Source organism: Bacillus sp. 05T31, assembly GCF_056396725.1.
In genome coordinates this window covers 1-3,470 of sequence record NZ_JBFTMA010000593.1, presented here as the reverse complement: position 1 = coordinate 3,470, position 3,470 = coordinate 1, and the positions used below count along the sequence as shown (strand labels likewise).

Here is a 3,470-nt window from a genome sequence, read left to right as displayed (position 1 = left end):
TTATATTAACAGAGCTTTATTAATATTTAATTAAGCCATTGTTAATATATTGTAAATATCCTTCATCCTATTTTTCAGTAGCTGATTTTGGTAAAACAACTGTAAATGTTGTTCCTTCCCCAACCTCACTATCCACCGTAATCGTACCTTGATGCGCTTCAACTAAATGTTTTACAATTGATAAACCAAGACCCGTTCCACCCGTATTTCTACTTCTTGCTTTATCCACTCGGTAAAAGCGTTCAAAAATACGTGGRATTTCCTCTTTACTAATACCAATTCCAGTATCAGATACTTTTATATAAGCATTATATTTATCTTCTGCCAATTCAACAGAAACAACGCCTCCAGCCGGTGTATATACAATCGCGTTATTAATTAAATTAATAAAGATTTGTTTCAAGCGGCCTGGATCTCCAATAACGGAAACTCGTTTCAATGCATTCACTTGTAAAGAGATTTCTTTTTCACCCGCTTTATTATCAAGCACCATATGAATGTCTTCAAGAATCCCCTTCATATCAACCGTACCCATATTTAATCTAAACCCTTGCTGCTCGATTTTTGACAAATCTAATAAATCTTCAATTAATCCTTGCATACGCTCACTTTCTTTTAAAATGATATGTAAGAAATGTTCGCAGAATTTTTTATTATCCATCGCTCCGTCCAAGAGTGTTTCTGAAAAACCTTTAATAGAAGTAATCGGTGTCTTTAGTTCATGAGAAACATTCGCTAAAAAGTCTTTTCTTATTTGTTCTAATTTCTTCAGCTCAGTAATGTCATGGAATACGAGAACAATCCCTTTCCACTCATGGTTCGTCCCAATAATTGGCGCTCCATATACTTCGAAATGCTTTCGCTCAATACTAAGTGGCAATAACATTTGTTTACGCACTTTCACTTCTGTCATAAAAATTTCTTCCACAAGCTCAATAATTTCCGTATGGTGAAATGATTCATAATATAAACGGTCTAAATATTCTTCATCTGTTACGTGGAAAGTCTCCTTATAAGAACGGTTTACAAGGTTTATATAACCACGGCTATCAATTAAAATCATTCCGCTTCCCATATTTTCAATTAATGTGTGCAAACGATCTTGTTGCATTTCTTGTTCGAGTGTCATCTCTTGTAAATTACGAGCTAAAATATTAATTGCTTTACTCAGCATTCCTGTTTCATCCGAATGACTTTCATATGCACGCGCTTTATAATTACCCTTCGCTAATTCAATCGCAACTTTCGTAACTGATTCAATCGGCCTAATATATTGTCCTGTAATTTTGACACCTAGGAATACAACTACAAGACAAGCAATGACAAATCCGATAATTAATAATCCCCACGTTTTTTGGTGAACGTCCCTCAAAGTATCAATTGTACTTTTCACCAAAATGTATCCTTGTTTCCCTTCTACATCCTGGACGAACACAGCATGATAAAATTCATTCTTTTGATCTGTTTCTTTCGTAATGACTTTATTTTCTTTCTTTGCTGTTTCGGAAGAAAGTTCTTTAAGCATCTCTTGACTAAATGCAGATGGTTGCCCTCCGCTATATTGAACTTTCTTTTTTTCATCAACAAATATAATAGAAGCTGGTAATTTTTCTTCTAACTTTTCAAATACATAAGGCTTTTTTAAAACAGCATCAAACCCTTGCTCTTCTGCTAATACCGCAACATACTGTGTCTCTTTTATCATTCTCTCTTTAGCATGATCTATATAGTAGTTTTCAAATACAGTTTCTAATAATACACCTAGTCCAACTAAAATAAAAACGATAAGAGAAACAAATGTAAAAAGAAGCCTGGAACGAAACTTATTCATCCACTTTTGGCTCCTCTAATTTATAACCTAAACCACGTATCGTTTTAATGTACGTCGGTTTTTTCGTATTTTGTTCAATTTTATCGCGCAAATGGCTAATATGGACATCAACAATTCTTGTATCACCGGCAAAATCATAATTCCATACAGCACTTAATAATTGGTCACGAGTTAATACACGACTTTTATTTTTCGCAAGATAAACAAGTAACTCAAATTCTTTCGGTGTTAATTCCAGTTTCCTTCCTTGGAAGTACGCTTCATAAAACTCCGGTAAAATTTTAAGTTCTGCAATTTTGATGCTCTCTTCATCTGGCGATTCTGAAACTTGTTCTTCCTGCTGTAATTTCGTACGGCGCAAAATCGCCTTCACACGAGCAACAACTTCCCTTGGACTAAATGGCTTCGTCATATAATCATCAGCCCCAAGCTCAAGACCTAGCACCTTATCAAATTCATCATCTTTTGCTGTTAACATTAAAATCGGCGTCATAATACGCTGCAATCGTAATTCTTTACAAACTTCCATACCATCCATTTTTGGAAGCATTAAATCTAATATAATTAAATCTGGGCGTTCTGTAGTCGCTTTTTGAAGCGCCATTTCTCCATCCATTGCTGTAATAACTTCAAACCCAGCTTGTTGTAAATTAAATTCAATTAAAGTTAAGATAAATTCCTCATCATCAACTACTAAAATACGATTGTTCATTCTTATCAAATACTTTCCCGTACATTTCATTCGCGATTGAATCGGCCCATACTTCAGCTTCTCTTATCGTTTCAAAAATAATGTCTTCCCTCTCCCATTTCACAGTTATATCACCCTTTCCAAACAAAAAGTAGCGCTAGCATACCCTTAATAAGAATATGACTAACGCTACTTTTATATCATTCTAACTTTCATTTTTTAAAAATTATCTAATGCTTTTTCCATAATGGAAACAGATTTAAAAGGTGGTGTTACTGTTAATGAACCTTTTACAACAGTTTCTCCTTTTTCATCATGAGCAAATACAAGCATATCAATTGTATGTTCCTCCTCTGAAACAGCCACAACTTCAAAGTGGATTTGTAACGTTTCATAATGGTGAACATGTTTCACGAACGTAAGGTCCTTCCTAGTAATATGACTACCTGGACCTGGTAAATATTTCGTAACCGCCGTTGTAATCAGTCCCGTTAGCATAATGCTTGGGACAATCGGCTTTTCATACGGAGTTTGGGATGCGTAATCATGCTGAATATATAATGGATTGGCATCATTCGTTAACCCTAAGTACAATAACAAATCTTTATCCTCAATTTTTTCAGTGATAGATAATTTCTCTCCTACTGTAATTTCATCCATTCTACGACCAATTTGAACTTTTTTCTTTAACATGTTACAACCCCCTCCGATTTTTTCACCTTATTATCCTACTAAAAGCGATACCTTATCCGAAATTTACTGTGATGAGGGCAATGTATAGTATAAGTCTATAGTTTCATTATAGGATACACCGAATGATAGCGTTTTCATATTATTTCAAAAAAACATTTCAATATATAGTAGAAAAAGATTCGGGGCCCCGAATCTTTTTCTACTTATATTTAATTATTAAACAAGAACTTTCATAACGTTACGTACAGATTCTAC

Annotated in this window: 4 protein-coding genes; all 4 read right to left on the bottom strand. The window is 34.2% G+C overall.

All coding sequences use genetic code 11. The features are described 5' to 3' along the window. Positions 1-67: 67 nt before the first annotated feature. A complete protein-coding gene (phoR, locus tag AC1DJR_RS24830) occupies positions 68-1,831 on the bottom strand; it encodes a sensory box histidine kinase PhoR (protein ID WP_477003742.1) in 1,764 nt (587 codons plus the stop codon). Next, positions 1,824-2,543: a two-component system response regulator PhoP gene (phoP, locus tag AC1DJR_RS24825; protein ID WP_002015484.1), complete on the bottom strand. Its 720-nt coding sequence runs from the start codon at positions 2,541-2,543 to the stop codon at positions 1,824-1,826. Before phoP ends, phoR begins: the two co-directional genes overlap by 8 nt. Beyond that, positions 2,518-2,646, bottom strand: coding sequence for a hypothetical protein (locus AC1DJR_RS24820; protein WP_477003743.1), 129 nt, complete (start codon positions 2,644-2,646; stop codon positions 2,518-2,520). The genes phoP and AC1DJR_RS24820 overlap by 26 nt, the downstream gene beginning before the upstream one ends. A gap of 95 nt (positions 2,647-2,741) precedes the next feature. Beyond that, positions 2,742-3,215, bottom strand: coding sequence for a MaoC/PaaZ C-terminal domain-containing protein (locus AC1DJR_RS24815; RefSeq protein ID WP_002015489.1), 474 nt, complete (start codon positions 3,213-3,215; stop codon positions 2,742-2,744). Between the last annotated feature and the right edge of the window lie 255 nt (positions 3,216-3,470).